The sequence below is a fragment of the Pleomorphomonas sp. NRK KF1 genome (genome assembly GCF_023721755.1).
GTDB lineage: Bacteria > Pseudomonadota > Alphaproteobacteria > Rhizobiales > Pleomorphomonadaceae > Pleomorphomonas.
On sequence record NZ_JAMDLH010000005.1, the window covers coordinates 281,069 to 301,454 of the forward strand.

General features: G+C 65.2%; 16 protein-coding genes. 7 read left to right on the top strand and 9 right to left on the bottom strand.

The window, feature by feature from the left end:
• Positions 1-60 precede the first annotated feature (60 nt).
• From lysA to argH, 3 genes are read right to left on the bottom strand one after another with little or no spacing between them, the layout of a single operon-like run.
• Positions 61-1,329, bottom strand: a complete 1,269-nt coding sequence (lysA, locus tag M4J39_RS14710; RefSeq protein WP_251729157.1) for a diaminopimelate decarboxylase — start codon at positions 1,327-1,329, stop codon at positions 61-63.
• A 10-nt stretch (positions 1,330-1,339) separates the two neighbouring features.
• Complete coding sequence (locus M4J39_RS14715) at positions 1,340-1,537, bottom strand: lipoprotein (RefSeq protein WP_251729158.1); 198 nt, start codon at positions 1,535-1,537, stop codon at positions 1,340-1,342.
• Between the two features lie 41 nt (positions 1,538-1,578).
• Positions 1,579-2,958 carry an argininosuccinate lyase gene (gene argH / locus M4J39_RS14720; protein WP_251729159.1) on the bottom strand — a complete coding sequence of 460 codons (1,380 nt, stop codon included), beginning with the start codon at positions 2,956-2,958 and terminating at the stop codon, positions 1,579-1,581.
• 30 nt (positions 2,959-2,988) lie between these two features.
• Between argH and M4J39_RS14725 the strand changes: the two genes are divergently transcribed.
• Complete coding sequence (locus tag M4J39_RS14725; protein WP_251729160.1) at positions 2,989-3,645, top strand: TlpA disulfide reductase family protein; 657 nt, start codon at positions 2,989-2,991, stop codon at positions 3,643-3,645.
• Positions 3,646-3,837: 192 nt separating this feature from the next.
• Here the strand turns inward: M4J39_RS14725 and M4J39_RS14730 are convergent, their stop codons facing one another.
• The 3 genes from M4J39_RS14730 to M4J39_RS14740 form a co-directional block, all read right to left on the bottom strand.
• Positions 3,838-4,092 (bottom strand): hypothetical protein, encoded by a 255-nt coding sequence (locus M4J39_RS14730; protein ID WP_251729161.1) that lies wholly within the window; start codon positions 4,090-4,092, stop codon positions 3,838-3,840.
• A gap of 314 nt (positions 4,093-4,406) precedes the next feature.
• Complete coding sequence (locus M4J39_RS14735) at positions 4,407-5,621, bottom strand: GTP-binding protein (protein WP_251729162.1); 1,215 nt, start codon at positions 5,619-5,621, stop codon at positions 4,407-4,409.
• Positions 5,622-5,646: 25 nt separating this feature from the next.
• Complete coding sequence (locus M4J39_RS14740; RefSeq protein WP_251729163.1) at positions 5,647-6,756, bottom strand: D-alanyl-D-alanine carboxypeptidase family protein; 1,110 nt, start codon at positions 6,754-6,756, stop codon at positions 5,647-5,649.
• Positions 6,757-6,958: 202 nt separating this feature from the next.
• Here M4J39_RS14740 and M4J39_RS14745 point away from each other — a divergent pair, with 202 nt between their 5' ends.
• The 4 genes from M4J39_RS14745 to M4J39_RS14760 all read left to right on the top strand — a co-directional run bounded on the left by M4J39_RS14745 (position 6,959) and on the right by M4J39_RS14760 (position 12,177).
• A complete protein-coding gene (locus M4J39_RS14745) occupies positions 6,959-9,388 on the top strand; it encodes a TIGR02302 family protein (protein ID WP_251729164.1) in 2,430 nt (809 codons plus the stop codon).
• Between the two features lie 133 nt (positions 9,389-9,521).
• Positions 9,522-10,271, top strand: a complete 750-nt coding sequence (locus M4J39_RS14750) for an electron transfer flavoprotein subunit beta/FixA family protein (RefSeq protein ID WP_251729165.1) — start codon at positions 9,522-9,524, stop codon at positions 10,269-10,271.
• 16 nt (positions 10,272-10,287) lie between these two features.
• Positions 10,288-11,226 (top strand): electron transfer flavoprotein subunit alpha/FixB family protein, encoded by a 939-nt coding sequence (locus tag M4J39_RS14755; protein WP_251729166.1) that lies wholly within the window; start codon positions 10,288-10,290, stop codon positions 11,224-11,226.
• A gap of 72 nt (positions 11,227-11,298) precedes the next feature.
• Positions 11,299-12,177, top strand: a complete 879-nt coding sequence (locus M4J39_RS14760; RefSeq protein ID WP_251729167.1) for a 3-hydroxybutyryl-CoA dehydrogenase — start codon at positions 11,299-11,301, stop codon at positions 12,175-12,177.
• 78 nt (positions 12,178-12,255) lie between these two features.
• Here M4J39_RS14760 and M4J39_RS14765 read toward each other — a convergent pair whose 3' ends face one another.
• The 3 genes from M4J39_RS14765 to M4J39_RS14775 all read right to left on the bottom strand — a co-directional run bounded on the left by M4J39_RS14765 (position 12,256) and on the right by M4J39_RS14775 (position 17,046).
• The gene (locus M4J39_RS14765) at positions 12,256-14,739 is read right to left on the bottom strand and encodes a glycoside hydrolase family 2 protein (protein ID WP_251729168.1); all 2,484 of its coding nucleotides are present in this window, start codon (positions 14,737-14,739) and stop codon (positions 12,256-12,258) included.
• A gap of 181 nt (positions 14,740-14,920) precedes the next feature.
• Positions 14,921-15,946, bottom strand: a complete 1,026-nt coding sequence (locus M4J39_RS14770) for a substrate-binding domain-containing protein (protein ID WP_251729169.1) — start codon at positions 15,944-15,946, stop codon at positions 14,921-14,923.
• A 161-nt stretch (positions 15,947-16,107) separates the two neighbouring features.
• Positions 16,108-17,046, bottom strand: a complete 939-nt coding sequence (locus tag M4J39_RS14775) for an SMP-30/gluconolactonase/LRE family protein (RefSeq protein WP_251729170.1) — start codon at positions 17,044-17,046, stop codon at positions 16,108-16,110.
• 144 nt (positions 17,047-17,190) lie between these two features.
• Here M4J39_RS14775 and M4J39_RS14780 point away from each other — a divergent pair, with 144 nt between their 5' ends.
• Complete coding sequence (locus tag M4J39_RS14780; protein ID WP_251729171.1) at positions 17,191-18,150, top strand: 2-hydroxyacid dehydrogenase; 960 nt, start codon at positions 17,191-17,193, stop codon at positions 18,148-18,150.
• Positions 18,151-18,366: 216 nt separating this feature from the next.
• Positions 18,367-20,385, top strand: coding sequence for a methyl-accepting chemotaxis protein (locus tag M4J39_RS14785; protein WP_251729172.1), 2,019 nt, complete (start codon positions 18,367-18,369; stop codon positions 20,383-20,385).
• Position 20,386 lies beyond the last annotated feature (1 nt).

Genomic DNA, 20,386 nt, shown 5'->3' on the forward strand with positions numbered 1-20,386 from the left:
GCCCGCAATGTGGCAAAAGGCCCGCCAGCGGGCGAGCCTAAAACTTGGGCAGACGAGACTCTAAATCAGCCAATCCGGCACATGATCCAGCCCGATAAGGTCGTCGTAGGACGGACGCGGGCGCACGACCGCCCAGCGGTCGCCATCGACCAGCACCTCCGGCACCAGAAGACGGGAGTTGTAGGTGCCCGATTGAACAGCGCCATAGGCGCCGGCCGAGAACACGGCGAAGAGTTCGCCCGAACGCGCCACCGGCAGGTTGCGGTCGCGCGCCAGATAGTCGCCGCTCTCGCAGACCGGCCCGACCACGTCGACCTTCTCCTGCTCGACGCCGGCGGGCCGTTCGTCGACCGGCTTGATCTCGTGATAGGCGTCGTAGAGGGTCGGCCGCACCAGATCGTTCATGGCGGCATCGACGATGACGAAGGTCTTGGCCTTGCCGCGCTTCACATACTGGACCTCGGTGACGAGGATGCCGGCATTGCCGACGATGAAGCGCCCCGGCTCGATCAAGACCTCGCAATCGAGCGCCCTGGTGTGGCGGCGCACCACCTCGACATAGGCCGCCGGATGCGGCGGCGGCGTATTGTCGGCCTTGTAGGGAATGCCGAGACCACCGCCGAGGTCCACATGGCGAATGGCATGACCGGCGGCGCGCAGGGCGGCCACGAGGTCGCCGAGCCGGGCGAAGGCGGCGTCGAACGGCTCGAGATCGGTGATCTGCGAACCGATGTGCATGTCGATGCCGGCAACCTCGAGGCCCGGCAGCGCGGCGGCGCGGGCGTAGACCTCAACGGCTTCCTTCCAGGGAATGCCGAACTTGTCCTCGGCCTTGCCGGTGGAGATCTTGGCATGGGTGCGAGCGTCGACATCCGGGTTGATGCGAAGCGACACCGGCGCCGTCTTGCCGAGGCGGGTCGCAACGGCCGAAAGGCGCTCAAGCTCCGGCTCGCTCTCGACGTTGAAACACTTGATACCCTCGGAAAGGGCGTACTCGATCTCGCGCACCGTCTTGGCAACGCCTGAGAAGACGATCTTGTCGGCCGGAATGCCGGCGGCGCGCGCCCGGCGCAACTCGCCCTCCGAGACCACGTCGGCTCCGGCGCCGAGACGAGCCAGAGTGCCGATCACCGCCTGGTTGGAGTTGGCCTTCAGCGCGTAGCAGACCAGTGCCCGTTCGTCGCCGAGCGCCTCCTTGAACACCCGGAAGTGGCGGGCGATCGTGGCCGAAGAATAGATATAGACGGGCGTCCCCACCGCCGCGGCAATGGCGGGCACTGCGACGTCCTCGGCGTGGAGCACGCCGCCGCGATAGTTGAAGTGATGCAACCGGACCCCCTCAGATGAGACCGTCGAGTACGAAAGGCTTGTCGGGCACCGCCTGTTTGGCGGCGGGCTGAACCGCCCCCGGGTCGCTGGTCGAGGAAACCACCGCCTCGGCCGTCGATCTGGGCGCCTCAAGCGACCCTTTTCGGCCGCAGCCGGCGAGCGCGAGCCCAATCATCAGCGATACAATCCCGAGACGCAGCACCATCATGTCCTCGATCCGTTTGCCCCGAAGCAGTTCTCAAGCCACCCTCAGCCGAGGAGCGCCGTCCAGCGCTTCACTTCCGCCCGCACATTGTCGGGCGCCGTGCCACCGTGCGACGTGCGACTGCGGACGGAGTTCTCGACGGTCAGCACATCGTAGACCGCTTCCGTGATGCCGTCATGCACCGTTTTCATGTCGGCGAGCGGGATGTCCGCCAGTTCGATGCCGCGCTCGGCGGCGACCGCCACCAGACGGCCCGTGACGTGATGGGCATCGCGGAACGGCAGACCGAGCACGCGCACCAGCCAGTCGGCGAGATCGGTCGCCGTCGAAAAGCCGGAGCCGGCGGCGGCGGCCATGCGGGCAACGTTCGGCACGAGGTCGTCGACCATGCCGGTCATGGCTGCAAGGACTAGTGACAGGTTCTCGAAGCAGTCGAACGCCTGTTCCTTGTCCTCCTGCATGTCCTTCTGGTAGGCGAGCGGCAGCCCCTTCATGATGATGAGCAGCGCGTTCATGTCACCGATGATCCGCCCAGCCTTGGCGCGCACCAGTTCGGCGGCATCCGGATTGCGCTTCTGCGGCATGATCGACGAGCCCGTCGAGAAGGCGTCCGACAGGCGCACGAAGCCGAACTGGGCCGACGACCAGATGACGATCTCCTCGGCGAGGCGTGACAGATGGACGGCGATGATCGATGCCGCCGACATCGCCTCAAGGGCGAAGTCGCGATCGGACACGCTATCGAGCGAGTTGGCCGTCGGGCGATCGAATCCGAGGCTCGTCGCCGTCATGTGGCGATCGATCGGGAACGAGGTTCCGGCCAGCGCCGCCGAGCCGAGCGGGCACTCGTTGAGGCGCCGACGCGCGTCCTGGACGCGGCCGCGATCGCGCGCCAGCATCTCGACATAGGCCATCAGGTGGTGGCCGAAGGTGACCGGCTGAGCCGACTGGAGATGCGTGAAGCCGGGCATCACCGTGTCGGCGTACTCGCCAGCGCGCTTGACCAGCGCCCGCATCAGGTCGGCGAGCTGGCCGTCGACGTGGTCGAGCGTATCGCGTACCCAGAGACGGAAACCCGTCGCCACCTGGTCGTTGCGCGACCGGGCCGTATGAAGACGGCCCGCAGCCGCGCCGATCATCTCCTTGAGACGCGACTCCACGTTCATGTGGATGTCCTCGAGGGCTCGCGAGAAGGTGAAGGTGCCGCCGTCGATTTCCGCCTTGATCGCATCGAGACCTTCGGCGATCTTGCCGGCGTCGTCCTTGGATATGATGCCGCGGGCGGCGAGCATTTCGGCGTGCGCCTTGGAGCCGGCGATGTCCTGGGCGTAGAGCTTCCGGTCGAAGTCGATGGAGGCGTTGATTTCCTCCATGATCGCGGACGGTCCAGCCGAGAACCGGCCGCCCCACATGCGGTTGCTCATTGCGTACACTCCAGGAACGAGGATCGGTCGATGCCGCTCAAGCCTTCCCGCCCCGTCTTCGCCGTGATTGCGATCGTCGCGGTGGCCGCCGGCCTTGCTGCGGTATACGTGACGGAGAGGGGCGCTGTCGAGAGTGGCGGCCGCTGCGCCGCGGCGGCGCCGAGGGCAGCAGCGCTGAAGCCGTTTGCCACCGGCGATCTTGCCGCCCTGCTGCCGGCCGACACCCCGTCCGACCTGTCCGATCTCGTCCTGCGCGCGCCCGATGACGGCGAACGCCGTCTGGCCGACTTCGCCGGTCAGACGCTGGTCCTGAACATGTGGGCGACATGGTGCGTGCCCTGCCGCACGGAGATGCCGCATCTCCAGGCGCTTCAGGAGAAGCGCGGTGGACCAGACTTCTCGGTGGTGGCGTTGAACGTCGATGTGGGCGGCCCGGACAAGCCGACGAGATTCCTGAGCGACATCGGAGCCACGTCGCTTGTCGATCTGCGCGATCCGGAGATGCGGACCTTCAACGACCTGAAGTCGCGAGGACTGGTGTTGGGTCTGCCAACCACATTCGTCGTGGATGGAAACGGCTGCGCGCTCGCCTCGCTGGCAGGTCCCGCCAAGTGGGACTCGCCGGCCGCGCTGGCACTGGTCGACGCTGTTGCGGAAACGAACGCAGGCCAGTCCGACACGCCATAGAGCCTGACTCGAAACTCGCTGGGGCGAGGCAGATGGCGATGATTTCGAGAACCGGAGCGGAGCGAACATGAGGTTCGTGAGCACCGGAAGCGCAGGAATTGAAGCTCAGGCATCCGCCCGAAAAGTTGCAGACTTTTCGGGCCAAGCGGATGCCCGGAGATGCCCGCCCCAGTAGAGTTTCGGGTCAGGCTCTCAGGCGTGGCTGCGACCAATGAGGCCGAGACGCGGCAGAAAGCGTTCGAACCACTCGGCGAAGCGCTCGAGGTGGTCGACGTCATGCCCTTCGACACGACTGACGATGGCCTTGCGGCGTTCGGTTGTGCTCATCGCCCGGAAACGAGCCACCGCCCGCTGGTGAGAGGCTTCCACGATACGGACGACCACGGCATGGTCTCCGTCCATCCAGGAAAACAGGAACGATTCCGGCTTTGCGAGGGTTGTCAGCACGTTTTCAATCCCGTCTTGATCGGGAGTTCGTAGCGCGGCCTAGGGCACCCGACCACTCCGGTTCCGAGGATCGAACCAATATGGTTAACGGAGCATTAACATCGTTTCACTGCAAGCGCGGCGTTATTAATTCGCATCGGAAAACATAACGAAAAAAGGTATTTACGCCAATGTTATAGTTAATTTTAACAGGAAACCGTCTTTTCGAAATTTGTGGATAAATTGTTAACGCCCTGCGCGTCAGCTTGAAATAGGAAACCTACGGCTTTCCGGGACAAGGCCTATTCTAAGGGAAAACACCAATGATCGGCACCTCAAGCGCGCTGCGACGGTGGCGTGAATCCCGATAGCGCCAGAGGGTTATCGGTCATCGCCTTGCGGTCGGGCGTGTCGGGAGCGAGAATTCCGGCGAAGGCGTCGAACAGACGCTTCACCTCTTCCTCGGCAAGATCACGGGTGATGAAGACGAGCCGTGTCCGTCGGTCGGCATCCGGCCAGGACGGAAGGCGCACCGGCGGGTGGAACAACTCCTGAACGGCATGGACCACCAGGGGATGATCGGGATCCTCGGCAAGCCGCACCACGCCCTTGAGCCGCAACAGCTTCGGACCATGAGCGGCGCGCAGGAGCTCGAGGAACATCTCGAGCGCGCCGGCCGGAAGCGCCCCATCGGACACCAGCGAAAAGGCTGAGACGCCGTCGTGCCGGCTACCCTCCGCGTGATGGTCATGCCCGTCGTGATGATGCCCATCATGATGATGGTGATGGCTCGGGTGATCGCAGTCATCACCGGAACACGCGTGGTCATGATGGTGATGATGATCGCCCCTACCGTCAAAGGCCTCAGCGTTGAGCCAGCGTCGGACGTCGGCCGTCTTGGTGGCGGGATCGTAGAGGCCGCAGCCGAGCACATCGGCCGGAGCGGCTGTGGCGGCGTCAACGAGTGGCGCGCCGGGGTTGAGCGCCGCCAGTCGCTGTCTCAAGGCAGTAAGGCGCGCCGCGCCCTCGGGAAGATCGGCCTTGGCGATGACCAACCGATCGGCAACGGCGACCTGCTTCACCGCCTCCTCGTGCTCGTCGAGCGTTCGGCTGCCATTGACCGCGTCGACCACGGTGATGACCCCGTCGATGGCGTAACGCAGCGACAGATAAGGATGGGCGGTCAGCGTGGCGAGCACCGGAACCGGGTCGGCAAGGCCGGTCGTCTCGATGACGATACGGCTCAGCGTCTCGATGCGACCGTTGTCGAGCCCGCGCAGGAAGTTTTCGAGCGTCGTCACCAGTTCGCCGCGCACGGTGCAGCAAAGGCAGCCCGACGACAGCTCGACGATGCCATCGTCGGCCGCCTCGACCAAGAGATGATCGATGCCGATCTCTCCGAACTCGTTGATGATGAAGCCGGTGCCTGCCAGTGCCGGGTCACGGACCAGCCGGTTGAGAAGGGAAGTCTTTCCAGCGCCGAGAAAGCCGGTGACGACAGTAACGGGAATGACGGGCTTGGGCCCGCGCTGACGATCGGCTTCCGACACGGCGTGAATTCCTCTTCTGGGAGCGTCAACGGGCGGGTTTGGGCAGCGGCAAGGGCACATCGACCGTCGCGACCGCCGGCTCCACCGGATCGGGCATGTCGCTGGCGCCGCCGAGGCTGATGGGGATCGGATCCATCACCTTGAAGCGCGGCACGAGATAGCTTGCCGGCTGATCGTCGCCATCGCCGAGATCCTCTCCGACTGGCTCCTTCGAGCCCTTCTTTCGCTTGGGACAGGCGAGCTCGCGAATATCGGCAACCGTCGTCGCCACAGGGCCGCGAGGCGCAAGCCGGTCCAGCGTCACCGACGCCGCCGCGGCGGGTGTTCGGAACGAAGCCTCAAGCAGGCTGGCCGCCAGTTCGTCGCGCTCCCGCGCCGTCTTGCCGCCAAGCACGATGGCGAGGATCTGTCGACCGTTTCGGGTCGCCGTCGCCACCACATTGAAGCCCGCCGAGCAGATGAAACCGGTCTTCATGCCGTCGGCTCCGGGATAGCGCTCAAGCAGGTTGTTGTGGTTCTTGATGATCTTGCCGCCGAGCGACAGTGCCGTCGTCCGGTAGAGCTCGCGATAGCCCGAGAAGTCCTTGAGCAGAACCCGGGCAAGCAGCGCGTAATCTCGTGCCGTGGTCCACTGGTTGGGGTCAGGCAGACCATTGGCATTGGAAAAGCGCGTGTTGACCATGCCGACCGACCGCGCCGCGGCGTTCATGCGGGCGACGAAGCCTTGCAGGCTGCCCCCGACCCGTTCGGCCAGCGCATAGGAAACGTCATTGGCTGACTTCACCATGATGATGCGGAGCGCGGTGTCGACGGTCAGCACGGTGCCCGGCTTGAATCCCATCTTGGACGGCTGCTCGCGCGTCGAGGCCGGCGTCATCACGACCCCCGAATCGCCTCTGATCTCGCCGGCCCTGATGGCCGACAGCGTCACGTAGACGGTCATCAGCTTGGTGATCGAGGCGGGGTACCACGGATCGAAGCTCTGGTTCTCGGCCAGCACCGCGCCGGTGGCGAGGTCGACGGCGAGATAGGGCGCCGCAGCCGCGCCTCCAGTCAGATTCAGGAGCAGCGGCAGCGCAACGGCGAGACGGAAAATGCGGCGGGCGCGGCCACACGGGTCGAAAATCGTCGGCAAGGCTTTCTTCCCGGAAAACAGTCGTCAACGGACGGATGAGTTTAGCCGAAGGTCGCGTTCTCCGCAAAGGCGCGAGATGACCGGCCCTCCCCGGATGGCCTCCGAAGGCGGCCAGAATGCGGCGACACTCTTATCTTCGACCCATTTCCCTTCTAGAGTGTCCGAAACCACACGGACGACAATGCCGCCGGGGAAAGGCTCGATGACAGAAGGACCGCAGCGGCTCAACACCCGCGAAGGCGACTTGCCGCCCGCCACCGCGCGTGCCGTCGGGCTTGCCGGGCTTTCGCTCGTCTGGGAACGTCTTTGGCCGCGCCTTGCATTGGCGTTCCTGTTGCTCGGCACGTTTCTGGCCCTCGCATGGCTCGGGGCTTTCGAGCGGCTTCCGGCCGTCCTCCGTCTTGCCTTGGCGGGACTGTTCGTTGCGGCCTTTCTGGCAAGTCTGGTCCATCTCCTGCGAACGCCTTGGCCCGACCGGCGACAGGCGGCGGATCGGCTCGAACGCGGTGTTCCGCATCGGCCGCTCAGCGCCTTCCTCGACCATCCTTCGACCACAGGCAACCCGTCGGCTGACGCCCTTTGGCAGGCCCATCGCCGTCGTCTCGCGGCAAGCATCGAAGGACTGAGGGCCGCCCCGCCGTCGCCACGCCTCGATCGCGCCGACCCCTATGCGGTCAGGGCGGCCGTATTCCTGATGGTGATTGTCGGCTTTTTCGCCACGCCGGACCATCTGGGATCGGTGACAGCCGTTTTCCGACCACCGGTCGTCGCGCCGCCGGACATCCGCGTCGATCTCTGGGCGAACCCGCCAACCTATACCGGCCAGTCGCCGCGCGCCCTGGTGACGACCACCAATGGCGCCGTTGCTCTGCCCGACACCGCCTCCGTGACTCTGCCGGCCGGAACAACGCTCGTCGCAAGACTGGCCGGGGTAGGGTTGCCAACGGTCACCTTCGCTCGCGAAGGGCAGCCGCCGCTACCGATCGAAGGGCGCGTGCCGGCGCAGGGACAGACCGCCTACGAGTATCGCCTCGCCAGCTCCGGCACCTTGTCGCTGGCCGGCGACGGCCTTCCGGCCATCGATCTGCCGATTGCCGTCCAGGCCGATGCGCCACCGACCATTCGCCTCGTCGAACAACCAGCCGCCACCGCGCGCGGTGCGCTTCGCCTCGCCTATTCGGTGACCGACGACTACCGGGTCGCCGCCGCCCGCGCCATTCTCTCGACCGACGCGGAAGACGGCGCCCGGCCGCTGGTGGCATTGCCCGACGTGTCGCTCGGCCTGCCTCGCCGTGGCGAAGACCGCGCCGTTGCAACCTCCGACCTCACGGCCCATCCACTGGCAGGCAGCCGGGTTCGCCTCGCGCTTGAAGCACGCGACGATGCGGGCCAGGTATCGGAGACGCCGCCGCTCGCCATCGATCTGCCGGCCCGCCCGTTCCGTAACCCACTGGCCGCCGCCATCGTCGAGCAGAGGCGCTTGCTGGCCTCGGATGCCCGGCAGGCGAAGACGGTGGCGGGAACTTTCGAGACAATGGGCGACCTCGGCGCCGCTTTCATCGACCGCCCCGGCGAGATCATCGGGCTTCGCGTTGCCCACAACCGCATCCTGCATGCGCGCGACGACGCCGAACTCAAGCCGGTGCTCGATTATCTCTGGCAGATGGCGCTCGCCATCGAGGCGGGCGACTCCTCACCCGCCGCGCAACGGCTTGCCGTAGCACGCGAGGCGCTGAAGAACGCACTGGAGAACGGCGCCTCGCCCGAGGAGATCGCCCGGCTGACCGAGGAGCTCAAGGCCGCTCTCGACGAGTACCTCAAGGCGATGGCCGAAGCGGCCGCCGGCAACCCCTCCCGGCTCGGCGACCTCAGCCAGAAAGGTGGCGAACGGATCACCAGCGAGGACCTCAAAAAGCTCGTCGACCGCATGCGGGAGCTCGGCGAACTTGGGGAACGCGATGCCGCCGCCGAGCTTCTGTCCCAGCTCGACGACATCCTCTCGGGACTGCAGTTCGCCCGTCCCCAGACTGGAGATGCCAGCGATCCGACGCTCGACGAACTGGCCGACATCATCCGGCGGCAGCAGGAGTTGCAGAACAGGACGCACAAACTGACGCCCGATGGTTACACCGGCGAGGAGTTCGGCGACGACAGCGGCGACCAGCAGGCCCTCCAGCAGCTCCAGCGCGAGCAATCGGCCCTGTCACGCCGCCTGGAGGAGCTGATGTCTCGCCTGTCCAAGGGGCCACAGAACGGCGGTGAAAGCGGCAAGGACGGGCTCGAAGGAGCCGGTCGCGCCATGCAGGACGCCGGACGCGATCTCGGTTCCGGCGATCCCGAGTCGGCGGTCGGCAGTCAGGGGGCAGCCCTCGATGCCCTTCGTCGCGGTGCGCGCGAAATGATGCGCGGGCAGGAACAAGGCACCGCCGGCGTTCGTGACGGCGGCACCGACCCGCTTGGCCGGCCGACCGGCCGGCGTGGTCCCGACTTTGGCGACGGCACCAAGGTGCCGGGCGAAATCGAGGTACAACGCGCGCGCCGTCTTCTGGAGGAGCTTCGCCGCCGCTACGCCGATCCGGACCGACCGGCTCTCGAGCTCGACTATCTCCGACGGCTGATCGCGCCCTTCTGAGGCAGCCCGGACCCTGCGCAGCCCGCCGTTGACGACGGCGCGGACGGTCGCTACGGTCACGCCTCGCGCCCCGAAATCCGCCCCTTGCGGGCCGTTTCGGCGTTCGTCCCGTTGGTCCGGAGAGATGGTCCCGATGAAGATTCTGGTGCCCGTGAAACGGGTGGTCGACTACAACGTCAACATCCGCGTCAAGGCCGACGGTTCCGGCGTCGATCTCGCCAACGTCAAGATGTCGATGAACCCCTTCGACGAGATCGCCGTCGAGGAAGCGTTGCGCCTGCGCGAAGCCGGCATCGCCAGCGAAGTGGTGGCCGTGTCCATCGGTCCCAAGGAATCTCAGGAAACGGTTCGCACCGCGCTTGCCATGGGCGCCGATCGCGGCATCGTCCTCGAGGCCGAAGGCATCGTCGAACCACTCGCCGTCGCCAAACTCCTGAAGGCGATCGTCGCCGAGGAAACCCCCGGCCTCGTCATCCTCGGCAAGCAGGCCATCGATGACGACAGCAACCAGACTGGCCAGATGCTGGCCGCGCTCCTCGGCTGGTCGCAGGGCACCTTTGCCTCCAAGATCATACTCGGCGACGGGGGGATCGAGGTAACACGCGAAGTCGATGGCGGCCTGCAGACCGTGCGGCTGGCACTGCCGACCATCATCACCGCCGACCTGCGCCTCAACGAGCCGCGCTATGCCTCTTTGCCGAACATCATGAAGGCCAAGAAGAAGCCGATCGACCTGAGGCCGGCCTCGCAGTACGGCGTCGACCTCACGCCCCGCCTGACGGTGTTGAAGACGGCCGAGCCGCCGGTCCGGCCGGCTGGCCGCCGCCTCGCCTCGGTCGCCGAACTGGTCGACTGCCTGAAGACCGAAGCCGGCGTGCTCTGAGAAAGGCCTTGCGAACATGACCACTCTTCTGCTCGCCGCCCACGACGGCGTCGCCCTCAAGGACGCCACCCTCAAGGCACTCACCGCTGCGCTGGCCATTGGCGATGACATTCATGTTCTGGTGGCCGGCAATGGCGTAGCCGGAGCCGCCGCCGAGGCCGCCAGGCTCAAGGGCGTCAGTCGCGTGCTGACCGCCGAGGCGGCCGCGCTCGAACATGGTCTCGCCGAACCACTGGCTGACCTGATCGTGGCGCTGGCGCCGAGCTATTCGGCCGTTCTGGCGCCGTCGACCTCCACCTTCAAGAATGCCCTGCCGCGCGCCGCCGCGCTGCTCGACGTGATGCAGATCTCCGACATCACCGCCGTGCTGGCGCCCGACACCTTCGAGCGGCCGACCTACGCCGGCAATGCCCTTCTCACGGTGCGGTCCGCCGACCCGATCAAGCTCATCACCGTCCGCACCGCCTCCTTCCGGGCGACGCCGGCCGAAGAACGCGCGCCGGCCTCGATCGAGACCATCGCCGTGCCGGCCGATCCGGGCCTTTCCACCTTTGTCGGCGACGTCTTCTCGGCGACGGACCGGCCAGAGCTCACCTCTGCGAGGGTGGTGGTATCCGGCGGCAGGGCGCTCGGCTCGGAGGAACAGTTCCAGGCGCTGCTGCTGCCGCTGGCCGACAAGCTCGGTGCAGCGGTCGGCGCCAGCCGCGCGGCGGTAGACGCCGGCTACGCCCCCAACGACTGGCAGGTCGGCCAGACCGGCAAGGCGGTGTCGCCCGAGCTTTACCTCGCCGTCGGCATATCCGGCGCGATCCAGCACCTCGCGGGCATGAAGGACGCCAAGGTGATCGTCGCCATCAACAAGGACGCCGAGGCGCCGATCTTCCAGGTGGCCGATTACGGCCTGGTCGGTGACCTGTTCGAACTCGTGCCGGAGCTGACGAAAGCCCTCGGTTGAGCTAGAATGATCTGAAACTTGTCACAGGGCGCGCCACAACAAGGTCGCGTTCCGGGAGGCTCGAGGACTTCAATGGTAGAAATCAGGTCGGTCGGCGTCATGGGCGCGGGTCAGATGGGCTCCGGCATCGCGCATGTCTGCGCTCTCGCGGGTCTCGACGTTGGGCTCTACGACATTGCGCGCGACCGGCTGGAGGCGTGCCTCAACGTCGTGTCCGCCAACCTCAGCCGCCAGGTTGCCTCCAAGAAGATCACCGAGGAGCAGCGTCGTGAGGCGCTCTCCCGCATCAAGCTGTTGCCCGACCTCGACGGATTCTCCGATACCGACCTCGTCATCGAGGCGGTGACGGAGAATGAGACCATCAAGCGCAAGGCGCTCTCGCAGCTCTGTCCCGAGCTGAAGCCCGAAGCGATGATCGGCACCAATACCTCGTCGGTGTCCATCACCCGCCTCGCCGCCTCCACCGACCGCCCGGAACGCTTCATCGGCATCCATTTCATGAACCCCGTGCCGGTGATGCAGCTGGTCGAGCTGGTGCGCGGCATCGCCACCGAGGACGAGACCTTCGAGGCGGCACGCAACTTCGTGTCGAAGCTGGGCAAGACGGTCGCGGTGTCCGAGGATTTCCCGGCCTTCATGGTCAACCGCATCCTGTTGCCGATGATCAACGAGGCGATCTACACGCTCTACGAGGGCGTCGGCACGGTGGACTCCATCGATACGGCCATGCGCCTCGGCGCCAACCACCCGATGGGACCGCTGCAGCTCGCCGATTTCATCGGCCTCGACACCTGCCTCTCGATCATGCAGGTGCTGCATGACGGCCTGGCCGACAGCAAGTATCGCCCCTGCCCGCTTCTGGTGAAGTATGTCGAGGCCGGCTGGCTCGGTCGCAAGACGCAACGCGGCTTCTACGACTACCGTGGGCCGACGCCGATGCCGACGCGCTGAGACGATTGGATCGCAGAAAAGCAGAACCCCTCGTCTCCTGCCGGAGACAAGGGGTTTTCTTTGCCCTGCCTTGTCGCCCTAAACTCGGCGGATGACGGTGTCGCTCGGCCGATAGCTCGAACGGAGATCACGCACCACGAGGCTTTCGACCGGATCGACATCGCCCGATCGCGAGGTCCAGACGAACTCGACCGGCGCGTCCGGCGTCACGAGAACGGCGTTGTTGGAAAACACGCCGTAAGGATCCGTCTCCAGCGACACGTAGAAGGCCGGCGCCTTGGCCGTAATGGTGAAGCACCACTCCCCGACGCCGCGCTTGGATGCTTCGACGACGAGTTCGGGATCGCGGAGACGCAACGCCTTGTAGGGCGACACCGCATGGTGGTCGAAATGCTCCCCAGCCGGATCTCGCCAGGTGAAGCCCAGGACCTCGTCGGGGCTGCCGTCGGCGGGAACCGACAAGAGCAGGATCGCCCGATCGGTCGGCACCGTCTTCATGAACTCGCCGGCCGGCCGGCGAGCACCATCGACGGCAAGCCAGAAGGCGTTGCCGGCGACCACCACCTCGGACGGCGTATCGTTGACGGCGAACAGGTCCACCGTCTTCGTGTCGGCCGACGGAATGGCTACCACGTTGATGGGCGCGAAGAAGCGCTTGGCCATCGAGTGCAACAGCTTCCAGCGACCGCCGTACTCGATCGACGACCAGGACGCCACCGGATAGGTGTCGTTGAGCTGCCAGTAGAGGGCGCCCATGCACTCCGGCTTGATCGACCGCCAGAAATCGATGCCGGTCTTCATCGCAAGGCCCTGCTGGACCTGGCTCAGATAGACGACGTTCTCGAAATTCTTCGGGAAGCGGAAATAGCGCGAGATGGTCTCGACGATGCGGGCGTTGCCGCCGGCGTTCTTCTGATGAAGCTCCATGGCCGGCGAGGCGATGTCGAGATCTTCCTCGTCGATGTAGCGACGCAGCGTCGACAGCGACACGAAGGACTGGAAGCCGAACTCCGAGGCGAAACGCGGCCGCACCCCACGATAGGCCGAAAACGACTTGCCGGCGTGCCAGACGTCCCACATGTGCTGGTCGCCGGAACCTTCGGCCTTCCAGGCGTCGCCAAAGTCCATCGGCCCCTTCGAGGGGGACGAGGGCCAGAACAAGCGATCCGGATCGGCGCGATTGACGGCCATCTCGATCGTCCGGCTCAGCCGATCGTAGGCGACGAGGTAACGATCACGGTTGGCCCGCGCCACCTCGAACCACGTCAGGGCGCCGATCACTTCGTTGTCGCCGCAATAAAGCGCAATCGAAGCATGGTGCGACAGTCGCCGCACCTGATGCTCGATTTCCCGGTCGACCTCGGCAAGGAAGGCGCTATCGGCCGGATAGAGCGCGCAGGCGAACATCATGTCCTGCCAGATCAGGATGCCCAGTTCGTCGCAAAGATCGTAGAACCACTCCGGCTCGTATTGGCCTCCGCCCCAGATGCGCAGCATGTTCATGCCGACGGCGACGGCGTCCTCGAGGAGAGGCCGCACCGTTTCCGGCGTGATGCGCGAAGGCAAGGCATCGCCCGGAATCCAGTTGGCGCCGCGGCAGAACAGGTCAAGCCCGTTGATGCGCACCGTCAGAGGCACGCCGATCTCGTCGCGCTTGGTTACCACCTCGATGCGACGAAGACCGATCCTCTGCCGATGCGTGGCGCCGCCCAATGTAACGACCAGATCGTAAAGGACCTGCTCTCCCGAACCGACCGGCCACCAGAGACGGGGATTTTCGATATGCAGCGTCGTCTCGGCGACGTTGGTGCCGGGTGAACAAGCGATTTGAAGGCTGGCCTTTTCTCTACCCAGCTCGATGGTGAGCAGCTCTTCGCAGGCCGTCGTTGCCTGGATCCGGACCTCGATATCGACATCGACAGCGCCGGTATCCGCGTTATGGCGCTGGCGATGTTGGACATAGGTGACCGTCGGCAGGTCGGCGCGCTCCAGACGGATGTCGCCATAGAGGCCGAAGGGCATCATGGCGATGTTCCAGTCCCAGCCCGCGTGACACTGCACCTTCCTCAGAAGGTTGATGTGCGGACTGGCCTGCATCTGCGCGCTGTAGGGCTGCTCGTACGGCTGCTGGGCGGCCGCCTCCGTCGCAGCGACGACGTTGGAGCGAAACATGATTTCGATCTCGTTGTCGCCGCTACGGAGCGCGTCGGCCACCTCGGCCCGATGTGGGCGGAACATATTGGCGGCGGCAAGCACCTTCTGGCCGTTGATCCGTATCTCGGCGACGGTGTCGAGACCATCGACGTAGATCGCCCAGGGGTGGCCAAGCTCATCGGCATCGATGGAGAAGCTGCGGCGGGCAATCCAGTCGCGTTCGGCCGGCCAGCGCACCTTCAGTTCGTTTTCGCCGACGTAAGGATCGGGCAGGATATCGGCGGCGATCAACGCCGAAAGCGCGTCGCCTGGCAGCGGCAGCGGCACGGAAATCGATTCATCTGCCGCATGGAGCGTCCAGTTTCCCGCGAGGTCCTTCGCGGAAGCGCGATTGACGAGATCAGCCATGAAAATCTCAAGAAATGTCGGAAGCCGCTGCTCCTCCGGGACGAAAGTCCCGTTCCCCGCAGAGCGGTGAATGCGAGGGAACCGCCGCAACATAGCCCGCCCTACCCTGACGGGCAACCGAAACGATTGCGTGGCCAAGCCTGGCTTGTCGGCCAGGACGCGCCATCAAAAGGCGCAACGGCTATCGCCGCCGCGTCGGCACATGCATCTCGGCGACGGCCAGTTCCTGGAGCTGCGTGATGTCGGTCTCGCCTTCGAGACGACGCAGCATAAGCCGCGTCAGCCGGCGACCGGCTTCCTGGAGCGGGAAGTAGAAGCTCACCGGCGTCGGCTCGACATACTCGATCAACCGGGTGGTCGTGGACGCGCAGAAGCCGAAATCGGCGGGATCGAGACCGATGTCGCGAAGGCCAGTCATCATGCCGAGCGAGGTGATGTCGTTGACGCAGATGAAGGCATCCGGAGGACTCTCCTGCACCATCAGGTCCTTGACCGAAGCGCGCGTCTTCCGGGCCGTAAGATCGAGATCGAGCATCAGACGCGGGTCGATCTCCATTCCGGCCTCGGACAACGCCTTGCGATAGCCACGCTGACGATACTGCGAGAACATGAACTCGGTCGGCGGATTGATGAGGCAGATGCGGCGATAACCGCTCGCCAGAAGGTGCCGCACGGCGCGATACGTGGCGTCTTCGTCGTCGATGTCGAACCAGGCATGCGGCGTGAACAGCTCGGTACGTCCGAAGCTGACGAAGGGGAAATCGCGCTCCAGAAGGAAGCGGACGCGCGGATCCATCGGCAGGGTGTGGTCGAAGATCAGCCCATCGGCGCGGCGACCGTCGATGATGGTCTTCAGCGCCTCGATCGGATCGGCACCGGGGGCAAGCGGGACGGCGGTCACCGCGTAGCCGGCCGCCTGGGCCACTTCATGGACCCCCTGCAGCAGACCGACCGAACCGGTGTCGGCAATGTCGTCCGGCGGCACCGCCGACATGAGCACGCAAATGGAATAGGAAAGGCCGGTCCTGAGAGTCAGACCGCCGACGTCCCGGACGTAGCCGAGCTCGGCCGCCGCCTTCTGAACGCGCTCGATCGTCTCCTTGCGGACCTCAGGTCCGTTCCGCAGAGCTCGACTGACGGTTGTAATCGACAGATCAAGGTGGCGGGCCAGACTTTTCAGGTTCAGCCGAGCACGATCATCGCCCACGTTGGATCAACTCCGGAGACTCCCAATTATTTCGGATCAATATCGATTCTGGCGAGTATGTCGATAGTTTTCTTGATTTTGAACTCCGCCCGTCCATCTCGCCGTGCCCGGAAAGCTGCCGTCCGCATGATTATTTGCGTGATAGTACTTACCGACGTGCACTACCTGTTGCCCGGATGGGCCGCGCTTTCCGGAGACGTCACAGGACGGTCCGCCGGAGTGGCATAGACATAGACCGCATAAAGGGAGGAGGTGGCGGTGATATAGAGACGGTTGCGCTTGCGGCCCCCAAAACAGAGGTTGGACACCGTCTCGGGAATGTTGATGCGGCCAAGCAAGGTGCCGTCCGCGGCATAAACGCGAACGCCGTCGCCACTCGACGTCCAGATGTTCCCCATGCGATCGAGCCGGAAACCGTCGAAGAATCCGGCGTCCGAAACTGCAAATATCCGCCCTCCGTCGACCATGCGTCCATCCTCCGCGATATCAAAGGCGTGGATGGCCGGCGTATCGGACAGGGAGGTGTTCGAGACAAAGAGAGTGCGCTCATCCGGCGAAAAGGCGAGGCCATTGGGGCGATCGAGACTTGTGACGACCGTCGTCGTCTCGCCGGTATGCGGATCATGTCGATAGACGTTGCAGGCGCCGATCTCACTTTTCGCGGCGCGCCCTTCATAGTCGCTGTCGATGCCGTAGCTCGGATCGGAAAACCAGATGCTGCCGTCGGATTTCACCACCACGTCGTTGGGGGAGTTGAGACGCTTGCCATCGAAGCGATCGACAATGGTCTCCCAATGGCCGTCGAAGCCGAGACGGGAAATGCGACGGCCGCCATGCTCGCAGGCGACGATGCGGCCGCAAGCGTCGAGCGTATGGCCGTTGTGATAACCGCAGGGATGCTCGAACACCGAGACGGCGCCGCTCGTCTCGTCGTAGCGCATGATTCGATCTTCGGGGATATCCGACCAGATCACGGCCTTGGCGGCCGGCACATGGATGGGGCCCTCGGTCCAACGTCCGCCTGTCCACAGACGCTCGACGGCGGCAGTGCCGATCACCAGCGACCTGAAACGGCCGTCGAACGTGTCGTAGTCGGTCATGCTGTCCCCCCGCGCATCGCCGCCTTGCAACTTCCGCTATTTCCCGTCTTGCGGGAAGGCACTATCGTCATACTAATGGATAACGTCAATGACGCCCGCCGCGTTGGAGGCGACCGCCGTTTGCCCCGAAACCGGAGTGAGTTCATGTCCGCCGTTCCGCCGCCGCGACCGAAGGTCTTGATGGTTTCGCCGATGCCCGAATGGGACATCGCGCCGATGCGCGAGGCGTATGACCTCATCGATCTGCCGGCCGACGGGCCGGAGGGGCTCGGTCTGGTCTCGGAAATCACGGCGCTGGTGACGTCGGGAGGTCGTGGCGCCGATGCCGCGCTGATCGAGGCGCTGCCGGCACTGGAACTGATTGCCGTCTACGGCGTCGGCTACGACAAGGTCGACCTCGCGGCCGCCGCGCGATGCAACGTCGCGGTGACCAACACGCCCGACGTGCTCACCGCCGATGTCGCCGACATGGCTCTGGCCCTGACCCTGGCGCTCGCCAGACGTATCGTCGATGGCGACGCCTTTGCCCGTTCCGGAGCCTGGAGGAAAGAGTCCATGCCGCTGACCGGCAGCGTTTCCGGTCGCAAGATCGGCATCGTCGGACTAGGTCGCATCGGCGAGGCGATCGGTCGCCGCTTCGCCGGCTTCGATACCGAGATCGGCTACTGGAACCGCTCGCCAAAGCCGCTGTCCGCCTGGCGGGCACTCCCGACGCCATCCGCCCTGGCCGCCTGGTCCGACATCCTCGTGGTGGCTGTGGCAGGTGGCGGTGATACCGTCGGCCTCGTGGATGCCGCCACGATCGCTGCCCTCGGCCCCGACGGCCTCCTTGTCAACATTTCACGCGGTACGACCGTCGATGAGGCGGCTCTGATTGCCGCTCTGGAAAGTGGAACGATCGCCGGAGCCGGGCTTGACGTGTTCCGGAACGAGCCCGCCATCGACCCACGCTTTTCCCGCCTGGGCAACGTTGTGCTGTCGCCCCACCAGGGCAGCGCCACCGTGGCGACGCGACAGGCGATGGGAGCGCTGGTCCGCGCCAACCTCGCCGCGCATTTCGCCGGAGAGGACCTGCCCACGGCGGTGATCCGCCGCCTGGGGTGAGGTCGATCAGCCTCGATTTATACATTGCAATATATGACAGTTGTCATTTGTTACGGTAAAAGACAACCGTACCGACCGATCTATTGTTTGGAAAACTTTAAGGGCGCTCCCTTATCATTGTCAGACACACATGGCCGCGTGCGGGCCGGGGATGCTCGATGCATCCCGGTCGGCGCGGTCGAACGGAATTTTCCGTGCACGCTGGGGGAAGAAGCGATGGCGCGTCTGTTCAACAATCTGTCCATCGGCTCCAAGGTATTCGTGGCCTTTTCGCTGGTCATTGCACTCCTCATTGCTTGCGCCGGCCTTTCGCTCTTCTCGCTCAGTTCCTTCGAGCGCTCCTTCGGCCAGCACCGCGATCGCGTCGACGAGGTCGAGCTGACCCGTGACATCGACTACGCCTTCCTCGATCTCACCGCCAAGGTCGACGCCTATCTGGCGGTCGGCAGCGAAACGGCCCTGTCAAACACCAAGACGGCCGCCGAAACAGCGCGGGCATCCATCGCCAATGCCGTTGGCAAGATCGACGAGGGCACCCGCAAGGACAACATGGTCGCCATCGCCACGCTGTTCGACGGCTATAACGCGGTGCTGACAAAGCTCGTCGCGCTCAAGGCCAGTCAGCAGAAGATTGTCCGCGAGAGCGTCGATCCGCTCGGCGACAAGCTGAAGAACGACATGCTGTTCTTCTCCTCCAAGGTCGACAAGCTCGGCAAGCCGGACATCATTCCCATCGCCACCAAGGCAACGGAGCAATACAACGCCGGCCGTCTGGCGGTTTACAAACTGCTGAACAACGGCACGGCCGATGACCTCAAGGCGGCCGACGCCGGTTTCAACGGCCTCGTTCAGCGGCTCAATCTGGTGATCAAGGCCGTTGGCGCCGGGCAGGAAGCCGCACAGCTCGGCAAGGTGCTGAAGTCCGCCACCGCCTATCAGGAAGCCTATCGTCAGGCCGACCAGATCTCGGCCGAACTTCGCAACCTGACATCGAAGGACCTGCTCAACGCCTCGACGGCCATCGCCGACAAAGTCGCAGCCGTTCGCGCCGCCGCCTCGGTCGAGTCGACGTCGATCGGCGTCGCCACCACCGGCCTCATCGAGACCATTCGACGGATGCTGCTCGCCGTGGCCGGCGTCTCCGTGGTCGGCGCCGTGGTGCTGGCCTTCGTCATCGGCCGCTCGATCTCCCGCCCCGTGGTCGCCATCTCGCGCGCCATGGAAAAGGTGTCGGACGGCGACCTCCAGACCGACGTCCCGGGCCGCGGCCGGAAGGATGAAGTCGGCGCCATGGCCGACGCGCTCGAAGTGTTCAAGACGAGCCTCGCGCAGGCCGCCGAGGCGCGCGCCGCCCGCGAAGCCGACGCGGCGGCACAGGCCGAGCTGAGGCGTGCCGAGGTGCACCAGCTTGCCGACATGTTCGAGCAGACCGTTGGCGGCATCGCCTCCTCGCTGGCCGCCGCCGCCGGACAGCTCAACGGGTCGGCGCAGACCCTGTCCCAATCCTCCACCGACGTGACGCAAAAGGCCTCGACGGTCGCCGCCGCCTCGGAAGCGGCTTCGGCCGGCGTCGGAACTGTCGCAGCCGCCGCCGAGGAACTGGCGTCGTCGATCACCGAGATCGGCCGGCAAGTGAACGAATCGACCGAAGTGGCCTCGAAGGCGGTGCAGGACGCTTCCGAGACCGCCGCCAAGGTGCGCGAACTGTCGGAAGCGGCGCGCAAGATCGGCGCCGTGGTCGACCTCATCAACACCATCGCCGGACAGACCAACCTTCTGGCGCTCAATGCCACCATCGAAGCCGCCCGCGCCGGCGAGGCCGGCAAGGGCTTCGCAGTCGTCGCCGCCGAGGTCAAGCAACTGGCCGACCAGACCGCGAAGGCCACCAGCGAGATTGGCGCCCAGGTCGCGGCGATCCAGGCGTCAACGGCCGATTCCAGCGATGCCATCATGCGCATCACCGAAACCATCGGTCACATTTCCAAGGTGTCCAACACGGTGGCCGGCTCGGTGCGCGACCAAGGCATGGCAACCCAGGAAATCGCCGACTCGGTCCAGAAGGCCGCCGAAGGCACCAGCACTGTGGCGAGCAACATCGTCAAGGTGGGCGAAGCCGCCGGCGATTCCTCGGCTGCCGCCCAGGAAGTGCTGCATGCCTCCGACGCGCTGTCGGCTCAGGCCGAGCGTCTGCAGGAAGAACTCCAGCGCTTCCTCGCCACCATCCGGGCAGCCTGAC